Genomic DNA, 22,335 nt, shown 5'->3' with positions numbered 1-22,335 from the left:
ACAAGGGAAGGCCCCTGCAGTTGGATCTATTTTGCCTCGTAAGTCTGATAAACGACATAATCGCCATCGGCATGAATGCGGACCTCATCGCCGAGACAGTCGTTGAGCGTGCCCTGCCAGAGTTCCGTGAAAGGATAAGCCTGCCAACGGAGACCATCGGAGGTCATTTGCGTACAACTGAGGTTGAAGATACTCAACTGTTGATGGACGAAGGTCTTCAGACAGGCATCACCATGCCACGCCGTGAAATAGCCGTAATCGGTATACATTGTTCCCGTGATGGGGTAGTGGTGCTGGTGCCAGGGAAGGAGGAAGATATTTCCGAGGGTGTGGTCCTCCCGTTTGCCCGTCGTGCCGAGATAAGCCACCGTGATTCTCTGTTCGTTTCCGCCTTCAGCAGTGGCGTTCGGTCTCTCCGGGAGAACTTGCGTGCAGAGTAGCCGCGTGGCTTTCGTCAGGTCGTTGTGTTCCTGTTCGTTCTCTTCATGGAGAACGGGAGCTAGGAGCGCTAAGAAGTCCTGTGGGATACGGTCACGGAGGGCACGGAGACTGTCGCCGTCACCGATCGCCTGCAGACGGCCCTCACGGACTTTCTCTTCCACGAGGCGGCGGTCGTGCTGCCAAAGCGTGAAGAGGGCGGCATCACAACAGATGAGCTGCCGTGCGTTATGGAGCAGATGTAAGGGGATGGGGTGTGTAGGAAAAGAGCCGTCGGCAAGAATGACGGCATCGGGCTTTGTTGGGGCAATCATTTGATATCTTTCTTCCATTTAAAATATCCGGCAATGGCGATGGCGGTGTAAAGGGCATAGAGGCCGGCCGTGAACGGCAGGTCCTTATAGAGATAGAGCATGGCCAATTCGGCATCGACGATAACCCAAAGCCACCACTGCTCGAGATATTTCCGGGCGAGCCACCACAGGCCGATAATGCTTAGGGCATTGCCGAAAGAGTCGAGGACGGGAACCGTGGAGTTTGTCCATCGGATTAGGATCAGATAGATCACGCCCCAGGCAACGACGAAGAGGATGAGAGAGGGCAGGAGGAGGCTGCGGCGCACATGGGTGATGGGCATCTCCTCATTCTGCTGACCGTGCTTCCGGCCAAACTTCCATACGAGCAGACCGTAGATGGCGGCAAGGGCATAATACACTTGCATCCCGAAGTCGGCATAGAGGCCGGCATCGAGGTACACGAACATGTAGACCACGGGCATGATGATACCCGTGGCCCACAGCCAGATAGAAGCCTTGTATTCCTGATAGATATACACAAGGCCGATGATCGTTCCTAAGATGTCCAGCATTAGAAGTCAATACTCAGATGGGCCATGACATTGAACGGAGCGGACGGCGCGAAACCGGCGGCTTCCTGGTCACGTTTGCCCCAGTCGTTGAAGGCGATGACGCTGCCGTCCTTCGTCTTGGCGATCTGCGGTGCGCCCCAGCCGTTGTTGTCATACTTCGTATTGAAGATGTTGTAGAACGTAATGCCTACCGTTGCCTGTTTGATGCCTAACGGCTTGAGATCGAAGCGATAAGCAAGGTCGATGTTCGTCGTGAAATGGTCTTTCAACATCAGCGTCTCGTGCGTCTCGTTGCCGTTCTCATCGTGGCATGTCATCTCCTTGAAGTCGGTGTTCGTGAGATACTGCTCACCGATATACTGGCTCTGGATGGAGGCGTTGAAACCCTTGTAGGTGAACGTGAAGATATTGTTGAAAATCACGTCAGGAGAGAAAGCGGTATGCGTGTTGCCGAGGTTCACCTCACCACCGTCAACATTATTCCAACTGTCATCGTAGACGGGCTTGTTCTGGTCGTCGACCTTCACCGTGCTCTGCACCCAGTCTTTGTTGATGCTGCGGGAGAACGTAGCGTTGAGATCCCAACGGAACCAGTCGACGGGCTTCCAGGCACCCTCGAACTCGATACCCTCACGGTAAGAGCTCTTGCCTTTATTGCTGGCGATCATCTCACCGATATCATTCAGCGCGCCCGTCAGCACGAACTGGTGATCATAGTACATATAATAAAGGTTGACACCGGCCGTGAACTTCTCACTCTCATATTTGTAACCGAGCTCGACATCCTGCAACTTCTCAGCCTTGAGATGCTGAATCTCATTGTCCTGATAGTCATTACGTGTCGGCTCCTTGTGGCTTACGGCATAGGAGGCATAGACACGGTTGTGGTTGTCGATCTGATAGTTCAGTCCGGCCTTCGGATTGAAGAAGTCGAAGTCGTCATGAGCCCAGTAGCCGAGCGTGCGGTCCTCATCGATATAATAGTCGCGCGGATCCTGCATGCGGTAACCGACATGGCGGTACTGCAGGTCGACATAGGCGTTGAGGCCGGGGAGGAATGTCCAGGAAGCCTTGCCGAAGATGTTGAAGTCGCTCTTCCATGCACGGTTGCGGTAATACTCATAACCGGGATAGAACGTCTTGACGGCTTTGTCCTTCGTCCACAGCACCTGACCCCAGTGGTCACCGACATACTTGTTCCAGCCGCCACCGAGGGTAGCCTGGTAGTTGCGCTTGTTGTCGTAGTTCAGACTGGCGACGATACCGTAGAGGTCATTCTCCATGATCTTCTTACGTGTCAGGTCGTTCTTCAGCTTCACGTCGGAGAGGCCGTAGTCACGGTAGTCCTTTTTCACCTTATACTCGTTGTAATAGCCATAGCCATGGGTATAGTGGAGCGTGACATTGCTGTTCCAGTGTGTGCCATAGAACTGGTTCCAGATAGCCTGGTAGTTCTGCTGCCAGTAGTTATCTGTCTGGTCGGGATAGTAAGCCTTGTTGCCATTGTCGTCGGTATACTCGCCGCAGGAGTTATAACGGCGGCCATAGAGGCTCTGCTCATATTTGGACGTGTAGTTCCAGGCGTGATAGGTGTTCTCCACACTGTTCCACGTGAGGAACTTCACCATCGTGTTGTCGGAGAAATAGCCGCCCTGGAGGAAATAAGAGTTCAGCTTCGTCCATGCACGGTCGAGATAACCCTTTGAGCCGATATTCGACAGACGGCCCTGCAGGCCCCAGTGATCCTTGATGAGGCCCGTACCGAAACGTACGGTCTCCTTATGACTGTAGTAGGAACCTCCACTGAAGTCGAGGCCGAAGAACGGCTTCGTACCGATATTCTCCGTCAGCATGTTGATGGAAGCGCCGAAGGCACCGGCACCATTCGTTGACGTACCGGCGCCACGCTGGATCTGCATGCTCTGTACGGAGGAGGCGAAATCTCCCATATCGACGAAATAGAGCTGGGCGCTCTCGGCATCATTCACCGGCACGCCGTTGGCTGTGACGTTGATGCGGGAGGGATCAATGCCACGCACGCGGATAGACGTGTAGCCGATGCCATTGCCGGCGTCGGAAGTGGTGGTGACGGAAGGCGTCAGGGAGAGGATATACGGGATGTCCTGTCCGAAGTTGACGTTACGGATCTGTTGTTGGTTAAGGGTGGCGAAGGCCATCGGCGTCTTCTTCGAGGCGCGCGTGGACGTGACCTGTACGCCCTGCAGTTGGTAAGTACGAAGAGAGTCCAAAGGCTCATGACCTTTGGCGTCCGATGCGGCGGCAGCCATCGAGAGGGCTGCGAGCATCATGATCGATTTGTCCATGAATACAATAACTAATTATTTATATTATGGGGGCTGGCTTTTCCCTGTCTCGGCATTGTCCGTGTCAGGTACAGAGGGTATGTTCTCAGCAGAAGCAACGGCTTCAGCACCCCTGGCAGCGGGCGTTTCCCGTTACCGCGTGCAAAATTAAACAATTTTTCTGAAATAAACGAAAAAGAAGTAGGAAATGTATGGGACATGATTTATCATGTTCCGCACTCTTTCCAACAAGACACGCCCTTTCTTCTCTAAAATAGGGAAGGAAGGGCGTGTCTTAGTATTTACGTACCCGCAATGAGTAGGTGGCCGCCATGTTGCGGCCACGCACCCACAATGAGCGGGAAAAGTAATCATGTCATCATATATTCCCCATTTTCCTTGCGTGGCCGCAACATGGCGGCCACCTACAATTTCCATGGGGGTGAGGCTTTTTACTTCTTGCAGTTGCACGGCGTCCAGGGCTTCAGCTCCTTGAAGAAGTCGTGGCCCTTGTCATCAACGAGGATGAAGGCCGGGAAGTCCTTGACGGTGATCTTCCAGATAGCCTCCATGCCGAGCTCGGGATACTCTACGCACTCAATGCTCGTGATGCACTCCTTGGAGAGAACGGCGGCGATGCCACCGATCGTACCGAGGTAGAAGCCGCCATGCTTCTTGCAGGCGTCGGTAACAACCTGTGTACGGTTACCCTTGGCGATCATAACGAGAGAGCCGCCGTGATCCTGGAACTCATCAACGTAGGGATCCATACGGTTGGCTGTCGTCGGTCCCATAGAACCACAGGGATAGCCTTCCGGTGTCTTGGCAGGACCAGCGTAGAGGATAGGATGATCCTTGAAGTACTGCGGCAGATCCTCACCCTTGTCGAGGCGGGCTTTCAGTTTGGCGTGAGCGATATCACGGGCAACGATGATCGTACCGGTGAGGCTTACACGTGTAGAGACCGGATATTTCGTCAGTTCAGCGCGGACGGCGTCGATACCCTTGTCGAGGTCGATCTCTACGCCTTTAGCGCCTTCACCCGGCTTGCGGTATTCCTCGGGGATGAGCTCTCCGGGATTCGTATCCATCTTCTCCAACCAGATACCATCGCGGTTGATCTTTCCCTTGATGTTACGGTCAGCGGAGCAGCTTACGCCGATACCAATCGGACAGCTGGCGCCATGACGCGGCAGACGGATGACACGGATGTCGTGAGCGAAGGCCTTACCACCGAACTGTGCGCCGAGGCCGATCTTGTGGGCTTCGTCGAGGAGTTTGGCTTCGAGGTCGAGGTCACGGAAGGCGCGGCCCGTCTCGTCACCGGTCGTGGGAAGGTTGTCGTAATACTTGATGGAGGCGAGCTTGACGGTGAGCAGGTTCTTCTCTGCACTCGTACCACCGACGACGATGGCGATATGATACGGCGGGCAGGCAGCAGTGCCGAGGCTCTTCATCTTCTCTACGAGGAACGGCAGCAGTGTGCCCTCGTTCTGGATCGTAGCCTTTGTCATCGGGTAGAAATAGGTCTTGTTGGCAGAGCCACCGCCCTTGGCGACCATGATGAAACGATACTCCTCGCCCTCGGTAGCTTCGATATCGATCTGTGCGGGGAGGTTACACTTCGTGTTGACCTCGTCATACATCGTCAGCGGAGCGTTCTGGGAATAGCGGAGGTTGTCGGTGGTGAACGTGTTGTAGACGCCACGGCTCAGAGCTTCTTCATCGTCGAAGCCGGTCCAAACCTGCTGGCCTTTCTCACCGTGGATGATGGCCGTACCGGTATCCTGGCAGAAGGGGAGGATACCCTTGACAGCCGTCTCGGCGTTGCGGAGGAACTGCAGGGCGACATACTTGTCGTTCTCGGAAGCCTCGGGGTCCTTGAGGATGGCGGCGACCTGCTCGTTATGCTTGCGGCGCAGGCAGAACTCCACATCGTGGAAGCCTTCCTGAGCGAGCAACGTCAGTGCCTCGGGGGATACCTTCAGGATTTCCTTACCTTCAAACATGCCTGTGGAAACTCCTTCCTTGGAGACCAGGCGATACTCCGTGTCGTCTTTACCGACCTGAAACATCGGAGCGTACTTAAAATCAACTGCTTTAGCCATAATCAATAGTTAATGTCTAATATTTAGTTTTTGTATTATAACCCGAAGATCTCGTCGGTGGTGAGGCGCTTCACCGGACCTATCTTCTCCAAGGCCTTCATGTCGAGGTCTTTCTCATTGCCGAGGATGAGATAGCGGTAGGGCTTGCCGGAGATATTCTCCTTACCGAAGCGGAGCACGTCATCGAGCGTCAGCTTCGGCAACTCCTCGTAGACGCGACTGTTGAGATCGTAGTCGATGCCACGTTTCTGAGCACGGAGATAAGCGTTGAGGATGCTGAACTTCGTCGTGCGTGCCGTAGCGAGACTCTTCATGAGACTCTGACGGGCGAGGTCGAAACCGGCGGGACGTGTGGGGATCGTCGTGAGGAGATTATTGAACTCATTCACACAGTCCATCATCTTATCATTCTGCGTGATGATATACGTCCAGAAATCCTCGTAGTCTCCCTTGCGCGACGGCAGGTTATAGTAGGCGCCGGCGGAGTAGGCGAGGCCGCGGGCCTCACGGAGCTCCTGGAAGACGATGGCGTTCATGCCGCCACCGAAATACTCGTTGAAGAGGTCAGCGACAGCCGTCTCCTCTGGCTTCCACGTCTTATGATCATTATGATACTGGATCATATAGATATTCTTCGCGTCATAGGGAGCGAGATAGATCTCTGTCTTCGGTGTTGCCTCCTCGGTGTAACGCTGACACTTGTCGAAGCAAGCGAGGCGGCGGCCGTTGAAGTTGTTCTTGCTGACGGTCGTCGTGAGGGCTTTCAGCGTCGAGGGACCATAATATAATAAGGTGTAACTGCCGAGTCCTTTCAGCATGTCGAGGAGCTGCTGCGGATCCGCCTTGGCGAGCTCGTCATTATTCATGGCGTTGCGCATACTGTTGTAAGGACCGTAGATACCATACTGGCGCAGGGCGTAGAAGTTCATGCGCTGGTTGGCCTTCGCGTCCTTACGGCTCTTCTCGAGGACACCGACGAACTTGTGATAGCTGGCGGTGTCGGCCTTGGCATGGTAGATATAGTCCTTCAGCAGGGCGAGGGCCTTCGGGAAGTTCTGATTCAGACCGCTGAGGTTGATGCGTGTCTCGTCGCCGCTGACCGATACGTTGTAGTCGCAGGCGAGCTGATAGAAGGCTTTCTGGATGTCAGCGGCAGAGCGTGTTGCCGTACCGACAAAGTTGAGATAGTCGGCGGCAGTTTCGGTGCGCTTGTCGTTCTCTGATCCCACGGGGTAGACGAAGCTGAGGTTGAAGAGGTCGTCCGTCGTGTTCTGCTTGTAGAGTACGGTAGAGCCATCTTTCATCTTTCCCTTGGTCAGGTCTTTGTTGAAGTCGAGGAAGCGCGGCTGGATCGGCGCGGGATTACTGTTGACGATGGCCTGGAGGAAGTCACTGTGCTTGTCGTTGTTCGTAGGAATCGGCGTGATCTGCGGTTTCTCAATCTTATGGATCGTCGTGTCGTTGCCCTGGCGCTTGTAGACGCAGGCGTAGTTGTCACCGATGTATTTGTTGGCGAAAGCGACGATCTGTGCCTTCGTCATCTTTGCCATGCGGTCGAGACCTCCTACTTCCTGGCGCCAGTCCTTACCATTGATGAACGCGTCCTTCATCACTTCCACGCGGTTGACATTCTTGTCGAGGCCACGGAGGAACTGGAGGCGCTTATTGGCAACGACGGCACTGACGAGGTTATCGTCGAAATCGCCCTTCTTCAGTTTGTCGATCTCGGCGAGGAGGAGGTCACGCACCTCTTCGAGTTTCTGTCCCTGGCGTGGCACGCCCTCTAGATAGAACTCGGAGTAGTCACGGAGGTCATCGCTGGCAGCGCCGGCTTCCATGATCTTCATCGGCTGCGTGAGGTCGACGTCAAAGAGACCGGCCTTGCCGTTGGCGAGGACATCGGCGATGACCTGCAGCGTATCGTTCTGCAGGGATGCCGCCTTGTCGAACTTCCAGCCGATGATAATATTCTCGGCCTCCTGACCGACGACCGTCGTGTCCTTATGGGCTTTCAGGTCAGCGACGGGGGCGTACTGCGGATAGGAGAGGTTATCGCTCTTCTTCCATGAACCGAAATATTTGTCGATGAGGGCGATGGTCTTGTCGGGATCGAAGTCACCGGCGAGGACGATGGCGACATTGTTCGGCACATAATATTTATGGAAGTAATTCTTGATGTTCGCGATACTCGGATTCTTCAGGTGCTCCTGCGTGCCGATCGTGGTCTGCGTGCCGTACGGATGGGTGGGGAAGAGGATCTTGTTCAAGGCGTTCCACTCCTTCCGGCCGTCATTGGCGAGGCCGATGTTATACTCCTCGTAGACGGCTTCGAGCTCCGTGTGGAAGCCGCGGATGACCATATTCTGGAAACGGTCGCTTTGGATCTTCGCCCAGTTCTCGATCTCGTTGCTCGGGATATCCTCCTGATAACAGGTCTGGTCATTCGACGTGTAGGCATTGCTGCCCTCGCTGCCGATGGCCGTCATCATCTTGTCGTACTCATTCGGGATGTTATACTGAGCGGCCAACTGGGAGAGGGAGTCGATCTGGTGATACCAGCGCTTACGCTCCTGGGCATTGACGATATAACGGTATTTCTCGAAACGCGCCTCGATGGAGTCGAGGAGCGGGCGCTCCTTCTCGTAGTTGGACGTACCAAACTGTTTGGTACCTTTGAACATCAAATGCTCCAGATAATGGGCCAGGCCCGTCGTCTCTTTCGGGTCGTTGCGTGAGCCCGTGCGCACGGCGATATACGTCTGCAGGCGCGGCTTCTCCTTGTTGACACTCATGTACACTTTCAGTCCGTTGGGGAGCGTGTAGATGCGTGCCTGCATCGGGTCTCCCGGTACGGTCTCATAATTGTAGGCCTGGACAGAGAGCGCGACGCCCGCTGCCATCAAGCCTGCAAAGAAAAATCTCTTTAATCTCATACAGTTCTGATTAGTTTTCTGTTTTTTATCGTTGTTCGGTTTAATTCTCGTACTCTTTCTCCGCGTCGAGCTGCTTGACAAAGTTCGTGAGCACGTCTTCCTCGACGTCACCCATGGCAAACTCTTTCTCGGCATCCTTGCGGATCTCACTGATCCAACGGCGGCGGGCAGCGACATAGTCGGCATGAATCTGCTCGGCGTCCTGAAGGGAGAGCGTCTCGAGACCATAGTAGTCGAGGATGAGCTGATAGCTCCACGCCCACTGATAGTCACGGTAATGGCGGTGGATCTCCTCAAAGCGGCGCAGGATATCGGGGATGGTGTCGAGTGTGCCGTTCTTGATATCCTCTACCACACGCTGTTCCTCGGAGACCGGGAGGAGCAGTCCGGCGAGATCGGTCCACGGTCCCTTTCCCGTCTCTTCCGTCGGCGGTGTGAGGGCGGGGTCATCTTTCAGACGGCGCTTGAGGACGGCACCCATATAGATGCGCAGGGCCATATCGTAGTTGTCAAGGCCTTTTCGCAGGGCACTGGCCTTGATGACATATTCGTGATAGTTGTACAGGCTGACATTATCGCCGGAGGCCTCGCGGAGCTTCTCGAGGATCTTCTTGCCTTGCAGCATCTCACCGACGGTGAACGGCGTGAGCCATTCGAAGTTGACGATGCTCGCCTGTGACTCTGCCGGCCGCATGTCGCGTTTCGGCCATTTGCGGATATCGCGGTAGAGGCCCACCGTCGTGATATTCCGTCCGGGGACGAGGAACATCGTGTCACTGCTGCCGATGAGGTAAGAGAACGGCATCCACCGCGTGTCGGGGTGGTGCATGAGCTTGCCGAAGCAGACGGAGAAGGCGCCGATGGTGGCGGGCATGAGGAGGTAAGCGCCACTGGCCGTCTTCGTTCCGCGCTCGAGGATGCCCCAGTGGAGCGGTCCCATCTTATAGGCGTGATTGGAGAAGTTCGTGGCGCTGCCGGCGTTATAGAATGAGAATTCGGCGCCGATGAGTAGACTGCTCTTGTGGTGGCTTGCCGTGAACGGTCCGCAGAACGCGGCGCAGGCCTCGCCGTTGGAGAGGAAACAGTTGGCGAAGAACACGCTGGCCGATGCCGTGAAGCCGTTGCTGATCTGGCAGGCCTCACCGACGAAGCAGTCCTGCATCTTCACGCTGTTGATGATGGAGGATCCGTTGTTGATAATCGAGTTCTCGCAGATCACCCCCGTGCCGATATACACGCTGGCGGCGGGATTGGAGAGGATGGTACAGTCGCTGAGGCGGGAAGCGCCGTTGACCTCACAGTTGTCGTAGATCAGCGTGTTCGTGATCTCCTTGGTGTTGATGACCTTCACGTTGTTCCCCAGTGTGCCGCGGTCGGGCTGTGTCGTACGGATACTCTCGCGGATGAGGCGCCAGAGTGCCGTCTTCAGGTCCTTATCGTGGAAATAACGGACCATGAAGGCTGCCAGCTGGGCGTTGAGATCGTTGAACAGTACGACATTCCCCTCACCGACCTCGTTGAGGACGGAGATGAGGTTGCCCTGGCCGTACGTTGCTCCCTCCGTCGTCTCCATGGTGGAGATATTGGAGATGTAACAGTCGTCACCGATGGTATAGTTGTTGATGAAGTTGCCGACATTCTCGATGAGGCAGTTGTCGCCGATGGTGACATTACGCAGTGTGGCATTGGTGATGCCCGTATGCTTGTAGAAATCTTTGCTCACCTCCACATTCTTCTCGAAGGCACCGATGCGGATATCTCCGTAGAGCATCACACGGTGCATGAAGTCGGGCTGAAACTCTTCGGCGACTTCCACGGCCGTCCAGTCCTCGGCCCAGCAGTCGTTCGCCCTGAGGATGTCAATCTCCTGCTGACTCAGCGGTCTGTAATCATTCATAGTCCTGGTATAAAAAGTCGTTATACGGATATTTCTGGACATGGAGTTCCCGTACTTTCTTATAAAGTACTTTGCGGAACTCCTCAATGTTCTCTTTCTTCTTGGCGGAGATAAAGAGGCAGTCGCCGCCGAGCTTCGCCATCCACGTCTTTTTCAGCCGTTCGAGGGAGATATTCTCACGCGTCTCCGGCGTGAGGTCGTCGGGCTCTTTCTCCGTCCAATGATAGTTGTCGATCTTGTTGAAGACAATCATCGACGGCTTGTCGGCGCAGCCGAGCTCCTTGAGCGTGTCGTTGACGACATCGATCTGTTCCTCGAAATCGGGGTGGGAGATATCGATCACATGGAGCAGTAAGTCGGCCTCGCGGACCTCGTCGAGCGTAGACTTGAACGAGTCGACGAGATCGGTGGGGAGCTTACGGATGAACCCGACGGTATCGGCGAGGAGGAACGGCAGGTTCTCGATCGTCACCTTGCGCACGGTGGTGTCAAGGGTGGCGAAGAGCTTGTTCTCCGCGAAGACCTGACTCTTGGCGAGCATATTCATGATCGTCGACTTACCGACATTCGTATAACCCACGAGGGCCACACGGATGAGACGGCCGCGGTTCTTGCGCTGCGTGTTCTTCTGTTTCTCGATCTCCTCGAGGCGTTTCTTTAACAGGCTCATCCGTCCGAGGATGATACGGCGGTCCATCTCGAGCTGTGTCTCACCCGGACCACGAAGACCTACGGAGCCTTTGCCGCCGCCGCTGCCGGAGCCGCCGCCCTGACGCTCGAGGTGCGTCCACAGGCGCTGCAGGCGCGGGAGCATGTAGCGGTACTGTGCCAGTTCCACCTGCGTCTTGGCGTTGGCCGTCTGCGCACGCATGGCGAAGATGTCGAGGATGAGGGAAGTACGGTCGAGGATCTTCACGCCGAGGGCCTCCTCGATGTTCTTCAACTGTTTGGCGGAGAGCTCATCATCGAAGATGACCATACCGATGGGGTCTTCCTCGTCTTCCTTCTGCCGGATATATTCCTTGATTTCCTCGAGTTTACCCTTGCCGACATACGACGTCATGTTCGGTCCGCCGCATTTCTGCGTGAACCGCTTGACGGTGACGGCGCCGGCGGTATCAGCGAGGAACTCCAGTTCATCGAGATATTCTTTCGTCTTGGCCTCGTCCTGTTCCTTCGTGATGAGTCCCACGAGAATGGCGGTCTCGGCCTTGGCTTCTGATATGACAAATTCTTTCATCTAGTGTTGTATATTTGATGCAAAGTTAGTAAAAATCTCGGAGATATTCGTAAACGTTTACGTTATTTTTCGGACTTTTGTTAGAGAAATATTTGATTTATATCAAGGATTTGCGTAATTTTGCATCAGTTAAACGAAAAAACTGATTTTCAAAAGATCATAACTACATAAAACACAAACTGCTGAAACATTCAAAATCTAAAAAAGCGCCCGACGTGATGTCAGGCGCTTTTTTTCGTTGTTAGGACGGCCACAAGGGCCGCCCCCTACAGTTAATTTCTAAATTCCAAATGGTTATCCTTGCAGTCGATGGTGATGGGCTTGCTGCGGTCGACGCTGCCGGCGAGGATCTTCCGGCTGAGGTCATTGAGGACATAGTCCTGGATGGCACGCTTGACCGGACGGGCACCGAAGGCAGGATCGTAACCCTTATCGGCGAGGTAGCTGATGGCTGCCGGTGTCCACGTAAACTGGATACCCTGCTGTTCCGTCATCTTCTTCACGCGGTTCATCTGCAGTTCCACGACCTGTCCGATCTGTTCCTTCGTCAGCGGCTTGAACGTGATGATGTCGTCGATACGGTTGAGGAACTCCGGGCGCATGATCTTCGAGAGCTGTTCGCGCGTGGCGTTACTCGTCATGATGATGATGGTATTCTTGAAGTCTACCGTCCGTCCCTTGTTGTCGGTCAAGCGACCGTCGTCGAGGACCTGCAGGAGCAGGTTGAAGACATCGGGATGGGCCTTCTCGATCTCATCGAAGAGCACGACGCTGTAGGGTTTACGGCGTACGGCCTCGGTGAGCTGACCACCCTCATCATAGCCGACGTACCCCGGTGGTGCACCGATGAGGCGGGAGACGCTGTACTTCTCCATGTACTCACTCATATCGATACGCGTCATCATCGACTCATCGTTGAAGAGGTAGTCGGCGAGTGACTTTGCCAGCTCCGTCTTACCGACACCGGTAGTGCCGAGGAAGATGAAGGACGCGATCGGGCGCTTCGGATCCTGCAGACCGGCACGGCTGCGGCGTACGGCATCACTGACGGCACGGATGGCCTCATCCTGGCCGATGACGCGCTTGTGGAGCTCATCCTCCATGTGGAGGAGTTTCTCGCGCTCGCTCTGCATCATACGGGTGACGGGTATTCCCGTCCAGCGGCTGACGACCTCAGCGATATCGTCAGCGGTGACTTCCTCACGGACGAGTTTCTCACCGTCGGCCGTCTTCGCGAGCTTCTCCTGCGTGGCCTTGATATCGGCGTCGAGCTGCTGCAGCTTACCGTAGCGGATCTCAGCGACACGCTGGTAGTTGCCCTCCCGCTCGGCACGCTCGGCCTCAAATTTCAGATTCTCTTTCTCCTGCTTGTCCTGTTGGATCTTATTGACGAGGGCTTTCTGAGCCTCCCATTTAGCGCGGTAGCTCTTGTCCTGGTCGCGGAGATTGGCAATCTCCTTGTCGAGTTGCTGGATCTTCTGCTGGTCGCCCTCCCGTTTGATAGCCTCCTTCTCGATCTCGAGCTGTTTGAGCTTACGGTCGAGCTCATCGAGGTCCTCCGGCACGGAGTCACGCTCCATGCGCAGTTTAGCGGCAGCCTCATCCATCAGGTCGATGGCCTTATCGGGGAGGAAGCGGTCGGAGATATAGCGCTCGGAGAGTTTGACGGCAGCGATACAGGCATCATCGGTGATACGAACCTTATGATGGTTCTCATAGCGCTCCTTCAGACCACGAAGGATGGAGATGGCGTCCGTCTCGTCAGGCTCGTTGACCATGACGGTCTGGAAGCGGCGCTCGAGGGCCTTATCCTTCTCGAAGTATTTCTGATACTCGTTGAGGGTTGTGGCACCGATGGCGCGCAGCTCACCACGGGCGAGGGCCGGCTTGAGGATGTTGGCGGCATCCATGGCGCCCTCACCGGCACCGGCACCGACGAGCGTATGGATCTCATCGATGAAGAGGATGATGTTGCCATTGGCATTCGTCACCTCTTTGATAACGCTCTTCAGGCGCTCCTCAAACTCACCTTTATATTTAGCGCCGGCAATCAGCGCACCCATATCGAGGGAGTAGACTTGTTTGTCCTTCAGGTTCTCGGGCACATCGCCACGGACGATCCGCTCAGCGAGGCCTTCGACGATAGCTGTCTTACCCGTACCCGGTTCACCGATAAGGATCGGGTTGTTCTTCGTACGACGGGAGAGGATCTGCAATACGCGGCGGATCTCCTCATCACGGCCGATGACCGGGTCGAGTTTACCGGCGCGGGCCTCAGCGACGAGGTTCTTGGCGTATTTGTCGAGAGCCTGGTAGTTTTCGTCACCACTCTGGCTCTGCACCTTCTGTCCCTGACGGAGCTCCTGGATAGCCATCATCGTCTCCTTCTCCGTCATGCCGGCATCCTTGAGGATCCGTCCGGCGGAGGTGTTGGAGGCGAGGATGGCCATGAGCATGGGCTCTATGGACACAAACTCATCGCCCATCTTCTGGGAGATGTCGAGCGTCTTCTGCAGCACCGTGTTACTGTCGCCGGAGAAGTAAGGCTCGCCGCCCTTCACACGGGGCAGATGAGCGATCTCCTGGTCGAGGGCGGCGTTGACGGACGTCTCGTTGACACCCAGTTTCTGGAAGATATAATTGGTGACATCCTTGCCTTTCACAAGGATACCTTTGAGCAGGTGAACCGGCTCGATGGTCTGCTGCCCCGCCCGTTGAGCGGTATTGACAGCCTCTTGCACGGCCTCCTGCGCCTTGATCGTAAATTTGTCGAATGTCATATTCGTTCTCCTTTCTGATTAGTTAATATTCTTGTTTTCTGCCCAAGAGAAAGCAAGGGATGGACCAAGAAGGGGAGAAATGACAAAATGACGGGCAAATATGACAGAATGACCTTTTACGATTCCTCCAACGCCGACTTGCGGTAATCGGCGGGACTCATGCCGTACTCGTTCTTGAAGGCATACTGGAACGTGCGGAGGCTGCCGAAGCCGCACTCGTCGCTGACGGCCCGGATGGTATATTCGGGCTGGTTATAGAGTAGGGCACAGGCGTCACGGAGCCTCAGTTTGTTGACGACATCCCGCAGTTCACTCGGAGGAAGAATCTCCCGTATTGATTTTTGGGATACCTGCATGAGTTCAGCCAGTTCCTTCGTGGTTACTTTTGAGTTGTGATAGCACTGTGAGTCGATCAGGAATTTCAAGATACTGTCGTGAGAGAGAGTTCCGGCAGTCGTTAGGACGGGTTGATGAGTGCCTTCTGTTTTGTTGTTGTTGATCAGTTCGGTCTGTTTATTCTTGTACACTTCCGTCTCATGGATGAATTGTTGCAACAGCCGTCCCCGTTTCTGTTCCAACCTTCTATAGTGGGTGTTGACGATCAGAATACTGCCGGCGATGAGCAGAACGATGAGCAGAATGATGGCTACCGAACGTGTCGAAGCCTGTTGTCTGATCAGTTTCTGTTGGGTCAGGTCTCTGTCGAAAGCCCGGTATTGCGACGCCCAGTGTGCGTATTGGCATGTACGGTAGGTCTTCATCATATTCTTTTGCAAGGCAAGGAGCTGATCGGCGGAATTCAGGGCCAGCGTGTCGTTATGCAGTTTCTGAGCGGCGAGGAAACAGAATTCGCGCCATTGCGCGAGCGTGTTGTCGGGAATATGTGAGATCGACCTGTCCGTTTCTATCCGCTGTATGTTCTCCAACATCTTTTGATACTGTCCGGTCCTGAAATAATATTCGTTGAGTTCGAATCTCACGCGGCTCTGTTGCGATGCGGGGTTACGGAAGAAGCGCGCCAGGTATTTCTTCCCTTCCTTGCGGTTGCCCAGACAGACATAGATATTGGCCATGGACAGGTCGATACTTGCTCTCTCCGCGGCGGGGAATGCGGTCTGGTAGGGAATATCATCCTGAATTGTGAGTTCTTGAATGGTCGTGAACTGCCGGCGTCGCATTTCCAGCGCTTCCCGATACCGTCCCCACTCCTTCAGGCAGTTGGCCAGGACGCCATACTGATAGACAAGGTTATCGATATTTTCTTCATGATAATTCCGGGAGATATTCATCAGGGACCGTTTCATGAGATCGATGCCGCGGTCTCTCATCTTGGTCTTAAACATGGCGGAGCCTATATCGAAGGAGAAATACTGGTAGAGGGTATCGTTGTTGAATTTGCGGGCGTAGTTGATGCCTTCATTACAATAGTATATACAGGTAGAGTATTCTTCGTTGAGGAAGGCGATACTTTCCAGTGCTATGATATAATGGATTTTCAGTTTAGGATTTTTCTTGACGGTCTCACTATGGTAATTGTTCTCCAGGAGTTGCATGCCCTTGTCGAAGTCACCGTCGCTGAGATAGATGCGGTTAGCTTCCAGCAGTGCAGCCTCGGCGTGGCTGATCGTTCCCATCGTCTCCGCTTTTCTAATCTGGGGTTCTACAACGGCAGAGTCTCGGTCCAGGATATAGGTCAGGGAGTCGTAGTCGAGGTTACGGATTTTTTGGACGTAAGGATGGCTGTTGCGGCATCCGACGCAGCAAACGGCGAAGAGGAGGATCAGGGCGAGGCCCACCGTTTCCTTTTGACGTATTTTTCCGGAAAGTTTCTCTGTCCCTTTCTTGCGTCGGTATTCATCGGGTGTCAACTCATATTTTCTTTTAAAGGCATATTGGAACGTGCGCAGACTACCGAATCCGCTTTCTTCGCCGATGGCCTGTATGGTCTTGTCAGGGCATTCATGAAGGAGGCTGCACGCATGTTGCAGTCTCAGGTTACAGATGAGGGAACGTATCTCGTTGGTAGGCATGATCTCGAGCAGACGTTTCTGCGTGATGCCCAGTCCCTGAGCGATATCGCGGTAGGAGGCGTCGCTGTTCAGGTAGAGTTGTGACTCCTTGATGAAGTGTCGGATGTTTTGGTTGTCCTCTTTGACTCTGTTGGTGATATAGTGGGACATCTTCTTATTATAAGCTATCGTCGACTTTCTGGAGCGGATGACGATGGGGGTGAGATAGGCCGTGGTAACCAATCCGCTGAAGAGCAGGAAGATGGCCAGGAAGTTGAATTGGTTGGCCGTGGAGAGGCTAAGGATCCGTTGTTCTTTATCCTGAAGATGGTAGAGGGTGCTGTAGCGTTCATACTGTTCGCGTCCCAGATCGTCGAGCATCTTTTTGTGGAGGTTGATGAGGCGCTGTCCCGCAGCGATGGCGTTTTTCGTGTCGCCGAGATGTCGGGCACTGTCATACCGGCTTTCGAGTTGTCGGGCTAAGGTATATGTAGTGATGTTGGTATTTTTCCATGTCACGGAGTCATTATAGCCGGCCACGATGTCATCGGCCTCGTCTCTTTGGCAGGAAGTGCACAGAGACAAGGCTCCCCAAGCTACGGGTACAATGAATCCCCACAAAAAGTCATGAAAGATTAAGTTCTGCTTCATTCAAAATAGTTCCAGTAAATTCGTAGATTCTTTGCAAAGTTAGTCAAAAAATATGGAAACGGAACATTTTTGTTGTATATAATTGCAAATAAATTTCATTTCCATCTTTTTCCTTCAGTATCAATGACGGTCTTTTACGTCAACAAAAAAGGTGCACCCCACTGAGCCATCAGTGAGATGCACCTTATTATATATGATCAGCTGTGCTTACTTGGTATACACGTCGGACGGATCCGGGTTGTTGAACTTCGCAACAGCACTGTTGTTATTCTCCTCACTCTGAGGAATCACCCAGTTCATCCAAGCCGGACGACCATTGGTCTTAAACTGAGCCAGAGCCAGCCAGTTGGAATGAGCGTAAGTACGGTCCACGGACATGTTCAGACGCTTGATATCGAAGAAGGTCTGACCCTCACCCCAGAGCTCGATACGCTTCTGAAGAATGATCTCGTTGATGACGTCATCCTTACTGGTCGCGCTGCAGGTGTATTGCTTGTCACGATAGTTGCGCATGAAGCTGACGAGGGCCTCTTTACCGGCAGCCGGGTCTTTGTGAGCCAGTGCCTCAGCATAGATGAAATACATCTCCTCTACACGCATGATCGGGAAGGCAGAAGCAGCACCCGTCTGATAGGAGTCACCGTCGCCATTGGCAGGACGGAACTTCAGAGAACTGTAGGGACTAAGCAGAGAACTGAAATCAGTTATACCATAATCCAAATAAACAGAGGTCTTGTTATAGGAAAGGCCATCACCCTCATAAGGACCTTTCGGACCCACAAACTCCTTCTTACGGAAGTCCGTGTCGCTGATCTTAGAGTACAGCAGGGAGTCAATCAGGCAGCTGGCGCCGGCGCCGGCGTAACCGAATGTCGTCTCATTGGAAGCCCAGGAAGTCCAGTTGATGATACCCGTGCTAACGACATCATCCTCGGACGTCATCTGTGATCCCCACATCCACTTGTCAAGCTGATTGAAGCCCTTCTGCGGATCGAGGCAGGCAACGCTGTCCATCGGAGCGACATCAGAATTGTCGATAGCCAGTTTTGCGTATTTGGCTGCATTGTCGTAGTCCTCCAGCCACATATAGAGGCGGGCCTTCAGACCATAGACACAGTCGAGATGAGCAAACGTCTTAGAACCATCCGAGAAGTTGCCGATATATTTTTCAGCACCGTCAAGGTCATTGAGGATGAACTTAGCCATCTCCGCACGAGTAGCACGCGGATTGTTGCGGGCGGCATTCTCACTCAGCGTATCCGTGACGATAGGAACCGTCAGACCTTCAACTTTGTTGCCATCGCTGTTCGTGGAAGAGGTCTTGTCGTTGGGCAGGAACTCATACATACGTGCCAGGTCCAGATAGCAGAGGGCACGGAAGGCCAGGGCCTCACCGTAATAACCCTTCTGGGCATCCGTGCAGTTATTGATATCAATAGATCCCAGCACCTTGTTCGTAGCCAGCACAAATCCGTAGTAATATCCCCAAGGATATGCGGCATACGTATAGCGCTTACCCATATACTTGTCATAGGCATATCTGACGAAGTGGCCGTTATACTTGTTACCAATGCAACGGTCATTGGTCTGCAGGTCACGCATGATCATCATAGCGCCATAACCGAAGGGAGCATGCCAGCCGTTGTTGTCCACATAGGAGCTCGTATAATGGTTGAAATAGGCAGGCAGAGCATTGACCAGAGAACGAGTGGCACTGGCGGAAGAGGACACCTGCTCCTGTGTAGCCATATAGCTCGGTACTGTCTCATCCTCGCAACTTGCCAATCCCAAGGAGAGGGCGGCGAGGGCGACAGCACAGAAAGAATTCTTTAATATTTTCATAAGATATATTCCTTAATAATTAACTTAGAAGGACACTGAAATACCGCCGGAAACGGTACGGATCGGAGAATAGTAGGTAGCGTTGGTCTCACCTGTCACGGACTGACGGGGATCAAGTCCCTGACGCTTGGACCAGAGGAAGAGGTTGTTGCCCTGTACATAGAAGCGAACCTTGCTCAGTCCGATCTTAAAGGTCCAGTCTTTCGGCAGTGTATAGCCCACGGTGAAGTCCTGCAGGCAGAGATAGGAACCGCTTGTCAGGAAGCGGTCAGATGTTGCTGCCGTATAGGAGTCATTAAACTGGATACGCGGAATATTGCTGGACTTGTTCGTCTCGCTCCAAGCGTTGAGCATATCCTCATGGAAGATACGGCCACGCGTCAGCTCCATGGATTCAGCATAAGAAGAATCAAACACTTTACCACCGAGCTGGTAAGTAAAGTTGACGGAAGCGTCAAGACCCTTCCAGGAAACGCTCGTTCCGAAACCACCATAGACATCAGGCAGTGCCGTGCCACAGAGGTGCTCTGTTGCCTCGGAATAATCGGCAGTCTTTTCCTGACCCGTCACATTGCCGTTGGCATCGGTCACATCTTTATAATAGAGGGCCTCACCCGTCTCCGGATCTACGCCGGCATATTTCGGCATGTACCAGGTATAGATGGATTTACCTTCACCGTAGAAGTAGTTGCCGGAAGAGAAACCACTAATGCCATCTACTGTCATCGTTCTACGTTCTTCGGGCAGACGAGTGATCTTGTTGCCGTAAGTCGTCAGGTTCAAGTTGATACGCCACTCCAGATCCTTGGTCTTGATGGGAGCACCGTCGAGATCGAACTCGAAACCGCTGTTGCGCATATCACCGATATTGGCGTAATAGCCGGTATAGCCATAAGAGGTCGGAAGCGGGAAGTAGAACAGCATATCCGAAGTCTTACGGTAGAAATACTCAGCGCTACCGGTCAGACGGCCCTTGAAGAGCGAGAAGTCGGTACCGACATTGAAGTTGCCGCCTTTCTCCCACGTGACGTCACGGTTACCCATGGTCTTCGGAGTAAGGGCAGGTTCACCATTGGAAGTAACGACATTATAAGTATTGGTGTAGAGATACTGGTCACGACCATAAAGATCAGTGATGTTATCGTTACCCTGCTCACCATAGGAGAGTTTCAGCTTCAACTCATCAACCCAGGAGGCATGGAAGAACTTTTCCTTGTTGATCAGCCAGGCAGCACCGAAGGACCAGAAGTTACCCCAGCGGTTCTTGGGAGCGAAACGGGAAGAAGCGTCACGGCGATAGGACAGAGAGCCGAAGTATTTCTCGGCATAGTTATACTGTGCACGACCGAACCAACCCTCTGTGTTGTAATCGTTCGTGTAAGAATCGGCATTACCCATCTTCACGGCAGCATCCAACTCGGGAACATCGAAAGAATACATGTTGGTCTTGTAAGCGTCAAGATCATAATATCTTGTACGATAATACTCATGACCCAACATGACGTCTACATCATGTTTGCCGAAGAGATGATGCCAGTCGAGCAACTGCTGATAGTTGTAAGACCAACGACGGGAGTGATCAATCGTTACCTGACCATTGGAAGCAGCATACTGACCATAGTAGGGGTTGGTGGTCAGCGTGGTACGTGTCTCTGCGTCCAGTACGCTGTTCGTAGAAGTGAACTTGAAGTCCTTCAGGAAGCGGATCTCAGCGAAACCGGTGGCGTTGAACGTATTGCCGTTGGCATTATGCGTATCCAACTGGTTTGAACTCAACGGGTTGGCCTGAGAGATATAAGGACGGACCTGACCGTTGACAGAGCCATCACCATAGTCGTATACCTGAATGTGTGCGGTGGAATTATAGAGAATATTTCCATCCTTATCACGAACATACAACGGATAGATCGGAGCCACCGTTGTCAGGGCGAAGACGTTGCCGGACGACGTAGATGCGCCATCATCATCAACGCTCAGGTAGTTCGTGTTCGTATGAGAGTAACTGAAGTTACCACCGATCTTCAACCAAGAACGCAGCTGGTAGTCAGCCTTCATACGACCCGTGAAACGCTTGTAGTCGGAATTGGCCGTGATACCTTCATTGCTCAGATAGTTGGCGGATCCGTAGAAACTGCCGCGATCAGAACTTGCCGTTGCCGTCAAAGCGTATTCCTGACGAAGACCTGTACGATAGGTAGCGTCCGTCCAGTCATCCGGAGTGAGGAGATAGCTGCTGCCGTTGTAGTCAACAACATGACCCAGGGTAGCATTGCTGTTCAACTTGCCATCTTTACCAATGAGATACTCACCGTTGGGTACACTATAGACCTGATAGCCCAATCCATAGTCATCATTAGTGCAGAGATGCTTGTTGGCCCATGCGTATGCCTGGTCTCCAGAATAGCCTTTGTTGCTTACGGCGTAATTGTAAAGACCCTTATACCATGTCTCATAATACGTGGCCGGACTCTTCACATATTTATAATCGCGAACGGCACGGCTGTTTCCGCCCCACTTCGCGTCGAAGGTGATATTTGTAGCACCCTCACGGCCCGTCTTGGTCGTGATGATGACCACACCATTGGCACCACGGGCACCATAGAGGGCTGCGGAAGCGGCATCCTTCAATACGGTCATGGAAGCAATATCATTGGGGTTGATGTCGTTCATATCACCATCGAAGGGAGCGCCATCGAGGACGATCAACGGGTTGTTACCGGCATTGATAGAACTGATACCACGAATGCGGATGTTGAAACTCTCCGCACCGGGCTGACCCGTAGCCGTGTTGATCTGCACACCGGAGACTTTACCGGTAAGTGCCTGGACAGGGTTGGAATCGGCGACCTTAGCGATATCATCCGACTTCAGCACGGCGGCGGAACCCGTGAAGGAGCTCTTCTTCTGCGTACCGTAAGCGACGACCATGACCTCATCCAACGTCTTGTTGTCCGGCGTCATGACGATCTTCATGTTGCCGCCGGCCTTCACGGTCTTCGGCTGCATGCCGATGTAGTTGATGACCAACTTGGCTCCCGGCTTGGCGTCGAGGGTGAAGTGACCGTCAATGTCGGTCACGGTACCTGTCTTCGTGCCATCGATCATGACGGAGGCGCCCACCACGGGCTGACCGTCATCAGAGGACGTTACGGTACCGCTAATCTGTGTTTGTGCCAGCGTCACTCCCGTACTGAGAGCAATACCCGCTAAAAACATTGTTAGTCTTTTTTCCATAAATTCTCTCGTTTATTACAACAATAATAATA

The 22,335-nt window shown here is 53.5% G+C and carries 11 protein-coding genes; all 11 read right to left on the bottom strand.

All coding sequences use genetic code 11. The features are described 5' to 3' along the window. Positions 1 to 26 precede the first annotated feature (26 nt). The 11 genes from G604_RS0105515 to G604_RS0105465 all read right to left on the bottom strand — a co-directional run bounded on the left by G604_RS0105515 (position 27) and on the right by G604_RS0105465 (position 22,303). Positions 27 to 752: a hypothetical protein gene (locus G604_RS0105515; RefSeq protein WP_051220242.1), complete on the bottom strand. Its 726-nt coding sequence runs from the start codon at positions 750 to 752 to the stop codon at positions 27 to 29. After that, positions 749 to 1,306 carry a nicotinamide riboside transporter PnuC gene (pnuC, locus tag G604_RS0105510; protein WP_036904707.1) on the bottom strand — a complete coding sequence of 186 codons (558 nt, stop codon included), beginning with the start codon at positions 1,304 to 1,306 and terminating at the stop codon, positions 749 to 751. Before pnuC ends, G604_RS0105515 begins: the two co-directional genes overlap by 4 nt. Then, complete coding sequence (locus G604_RS0105505) at positions 1,306 to 3,630, bottom strand: TonB-dependent receptor (RefSeq protein WP_028909688.1); 2,325 nt, start codon at positions 3,628 to 3,630, stop codon at positions 1,306 to 1,308. The genes pnuC and G604_RS0105505 overlap by 1 nt, the downstream gene beginning before the upstream one ends. A 431-nt stretch (positions 3,631 to 4,061) precedes the next feature. Next, on the bottom strand, positions 4,062 to 5,717 hold the full coding sequence (locus G604_RS0105500; RefSeq protein ID WP_028909687.1) for a fumarate hydratase: 1,656 nt from the start codon (positions 5,715 to 5,717) through the stop codon (positions 4,062 to 4,064). Between the two features lie 35 nt (positions 5,718 to 5,752). Continuing rightward, positions 5,753 to 8,650 carry a M16 family metallopeptidase gene (locus G604_RS0105495; protein WP_028909686.1) on the bottom strand — a complete coding sequence of 966 codons (2,898 nt, stop codon included), beginning with the start codon at positions 8,648 to 8,650 and terminating at the stop codon, positions 5,753 to 5,755. Between the two features lie 40 nt (positions 8,651 to 8,690). Beyond that, the gene (locus tag G604_RS0105490) at positions 8,691 to 10,547 is read right to left on the bottom strand and encodes a DUF4954 family protein (protein ID WP_028909685.1); all 1,857 of its coding nucleotides are present in this window, start codon (positions 10,545 to 10,547) and stop codon (positions 8,691 to 8,693) included. Beyond that, positions 10,540 to 11,787 (bottom strand): GTPase HflX, encoded by a 1,248-nt coding sequence (hflX, locus tag G604_RS0105485; protein ID WP_028909684.1) that lies wholly within the window; start codon positions 11,785 to 11,787, stop codon positions 10,540 to 10,542. The genes G604_RS0105490 and hflX overlap by 8 nt, the downstream gene beginning before the upstream one ends. Before the next feature lie 272 nt (positions 11,788 to 12,059). Beyond that, a complete protein-coding gene (clpB, locus tag G604_RS0105480) occupies positions 12,060 to 14,567 on the bottom strand; it encodes an ATP-dependent chaperone ClpB (RefSeq protein ID WP_028909683.1) in 2,508 nt (835 codons plus the stop codon). Between the two features lie 116 nt (positions 14,568 to 14,683). Beyond that, a complete protein-coding gene (locus tag G604_RS0105475; RefSeq protein WP_028909682.1) occupies positions 14,684 to 17,227 on the bottom strand; it encodes an AraC family transcriptional regulator in 2,544 nt (847 codons plus the stop codon). 207 nt (positions 17,228 to 17,434) lie between these two features. After that, the gene (locus G604_RS0105470; protein ID WP_028909681.1) at positions 17,435 to 19,069 is read right to left on the bottom strand and encodes a RagB/SusD family nutrient uptake outer membrane protein; all 1,635 of its coding nucleotides are present in this window, start codon (positions 19,067 to 19,069) and stop codon (positions 17,435 to 17,437) included. 24 nt (positions 19,070 to 19,093) lie between these two features. Further along, a complete protein-coding gene (locus G604_RS0105465) occupies positions 19,094 to 22,303 on the bottom strand; it encodes a SusC/RagA family TonB-linked outer membrane protein (protein WP_028909680.1) in 3,210 nt (1,069 codons plus the stop codon). Positions 22,304 to 22,335: the final 32 nt, after the last annotated feature.

Origin of the sequence: Prevotella sp. AGR2160, assembly GCF_000424185.1 — a bacterium.
Lineage (GTDB): Bacteria > Bacteroidota > Bacteroidia > Bacteroidales > Bacteroidaceae > Prevotella.
This window is presented reverse-complemented; position numbering and strand designations above follow the sequence as displayed.

Excerpts from the sequence above, each read along its gene's own strand:
- pnuC (WP_036904707.1), bottom strand. The coding sequence starts at position 1,306 with ATGCTGGACATCTTAGGAACGATCATCGGCCTTGTGTATATCTATCAG.
- G604_RS0105505 (WP_028909688.1), bottom strand. The coding sequence starts at position 3,630 with ATGGACAAATCGATCATGATGCTCGCAGCCCTCTCGATGGCTGCCGCC.
- G604_RS0105500 (WP_028909687.1), bottom strand. The coding sequence starts at position 5,717 with ATGGCTAAAGCAGTTGATTTTAAGTACGCTCCGATGTTTCAGGTCGGT.
- G604_RS0105490 (WP_028909685.1), bottom strand. The coding sequence starts at position 10,547 with ATGAATGATTACAGACCGCTGAGTCAGCAGGAGATTGACATCCTCAGG.
- clpB (WP_028909683.1), bottom strand. The coding sequence starts at position 14,567 with ATGACATTCGACAAATTTACGATCAAGGCGCAGGAGGCCGTGCAAGAG.
- G604_RS0105515 (WP_051220242.1), bottom strand. The coding sequence starts at position 752 with ATGATTGCCCCAACAAAGCCCGATGCCGTCATTCTTGCCGACGGCTCT.
- G604_RS0105465 (WP_028909680.1), bottom strand. The coding sequence starts at position 22,303 with ATGGAAAAAAGACTAACAATGTTTTTAGCGGGTATTGCTCTCAGTACG.
- hflX (WP_028909684.1), bottom strand. The coding sequence starts at position 11,787 with ATGAAAGAATTTGTCATATCAGAAGCCAAGGCCGAGACCGCCATTCTC.
- G604_RS0105470 (WP_028909681.1), bottom strand. The coding sequence starts at position 19,069 with ATGAAAATATTAAAGAATTCTTTCTGTGCTGTCGCCCTCGCCGCCCTC.
- G604_RS0105475 (WP_028909682.1), bottom strand. The coding sequence starts at position 17,227 with ATGAAGCAGAACTTAATCTTTCATGACTTTTTGTGGGGATTCATTGTA.
- G604_RS0105495 (WP_028909686.1), bottom strand. The coding sequence starts at position 8,650 with ATGAGATTAAAGAGATTTTTCTTTGCAGGCTTGATGGCAGCGGGCGTC.